The following is a 2,100-nucleotide window of genomic DNA, read 5'->3' as shown; positions in this document are numbered from 1 at the left end:
CGCCGCCGCGCCGCCTTCGCCGTCCCGCGCGCGCCCGCCCCGCGTCCGCCCCGCGCGCCACCGTGTTCCAACAAGTCGGCCGGTGGTGCCACCCGTCCCGCAGGCGTTTGGCATGTGCCCACTCCATCCGGACCATTCAGTCTGTTCGTTCCGTTCCGTTCCGACCGTCGCACCCCCCACCCCGAGGTAGAGCAAGCCGTGTCCGTCCCGTTCCCGCCCTCCGCCGCGTCCCGGTCCGCCGATCCGGCCGACTTACCGCCCGCGTCGAAGGGCGCTTCAGAGGGTGCGTCAGAGGAGGAGAGGTCTTGTCGTGTCACCCGGTCCGGTGAACTGGCCGTACAGCGCATACCACTTGCCTGGGTGAAGGCCGCGCCCGAACCGGGTCGGCTCTGTCCGGGCCGATTTCTCCGTGCGGCCCATATGGGCTGCTACGGCCGGGAGTTCGCGATGCGCCGCGTGTTCGTCCGTCGGCTGTGAGCCGACCGGTCCGCTGTGAGCCGGCCGACGGTCCGCTGTGAGCCGGCCGAGCGGGTTCGGCGCGCGCCCGTCCCTCCCAACCTTCCTCCTCCTGGTCGTTCCTCGTAGTTCCTCGTCGTTCCTCCCGAGACTCCGGAGCCGTGTCATGACCGTGCCCCCCACCACCCGGCCCGCCGCCAACGGGCGTCCCGCCTCCGCCGTCGACGCGAGCGCCATCCTGCGGCGGCAGCGCGCCCGGGAATCCTCCGCCCGTACGTACGCCCGTTCCTTCCCGATCGTTCCCGTCCGCGCCAAGGGCCTGACGATCGAAGGGACCGACGGCCGCCGCTATCTCGACTGCCTCTCCGGCGCCGGAACGCTCGCGCTCGGCCACAACCACCCGGTCGTACTGGAGGCCATCCGCCGTACGGTCGACAGCGGCGCGCCGCTCCATGTCCTCGACCTCGCGACGCCGGAGAAGGACGACTTCACCGACGCGCTCTTCGCCACCCTGCCGAGCGCCTTCGCCGACCGCGCGCGGATCCACTTCTGCGGACCGGCCGGTACGGACGCGGTGGAGGCGGCGCTGAAGCTGATGCAGACGGCGACCGGGCGGAGCGGGCTGCTCGCGTTCACCGGTGCGTACCACGGGATGACGGCGGGAGCGCTCGCGGCGACCGGCAGTGTCGCGGTCAAGGAGCGGGTGGCGGGCGGTGGCGCGGAGGTGACGCGGCTGCCGTATCCGTACGCGTACCGCTGCCCGTTCGGGATCGGCGGCGAGCGCGGGGCCGTGCTGTCGGCGACGTATACGGAACGGCTGCTCGACGATCCGGCGGGCGGTGTCGTACCGCCCGCCGCGATGATCCTCGAAGCCGTCCAGGGAGAGGGCGGCGCGGTGCCGGCGCCGGACGGCTGGCTGCGCGAGATGCGGCGGATTACGGCAGAGCGGGAGATTCCGCTGATCGTGGACGAGGTTCAGACGGGCGTCGGCCGTACCGGCGCGTTCTGGGCGGTCGAGCACAGCGGGATCGTGCCGGACGCGATGGTGCTGTCGAAGGCGATCGGCGGGAGTCTGCCGCTGGCGGTGATCGTGTACGACGAGAAGTACGACGGCTGGCTGCCCGGCGCCCACACCGGGACGTTCCGCGGGAACACGCTGGCGATGGCCACGGGCGCGGCGACGCTGCGGTACGTGGCGCGGGAGGGCCTGGTCGAACGCGCGGCGACGGTGGGCGCGCGGATGACGGCGCGGCTGGAAGGGCTGCGCTCGGAGCTGCCGGTGATCGGCGACGTACGGGGACGTGGTCTGATGATCGGCATCGAACTGATCGACCCGGAGGGACCGTTGGACTCCTGCGGCGCCCGTCCGGTCGCGCCGGAACTGGCGGAACGGGTTCGCGCGGCGTGCCTCGACCGCGGCCTGATCGTCGAACTGGGCGGACGGTTCGGCTCCACGGTACGGCTGCTGCCGCCGCTCGTGATCACGGACGGACAGACGGAGGCGGTGCTTGAGCGCCTGGCGGACGCGATGGAGGCGGCGTCGGGGGCCGGATCGGTGCCGGTGCCGGCGCCGGTGCAGCAAGGCCGGCGCTCGTGACGACGGACGTGGCGGGTCCGGGCGGCGCGGGCGGTCCGGGCGGTCCG

At 73.0% G+C, this 2,100-nt stretch carries 1 protein-coding gene; it reads left to right on the top strand.

Translation table 11 applies throughout. From position 1 onward, the window contains the following. Positions 1-622: 622 nt before the first annotated feature. Positions 623-2,053 (top strand): diaminobutyrate--2-oxoglutarate transaminase, encoded by a 1,431-nt coding sequence (locus GA0115259_RS37690; protein ID WP_093605081.1) that lies wholly within the window; start codon positions 623-625, stop codon positions 2,051-2,053. Positions 2,054-2,100: the final 47 nt, after the last annotated feature.

Source organism: Streptomyces sp. MnatMP-M17, assembly GCF_900091995.1.
Taxonomy (GTDB): domain Bacteria; phylum Actinomycetota; class Actinomycetes; order Streptomycetales; family Streptomycetaceae; genus Streptomyces.
This window is presented reverse-complemented; position numbering and strand designations above follow the sequence as displayed.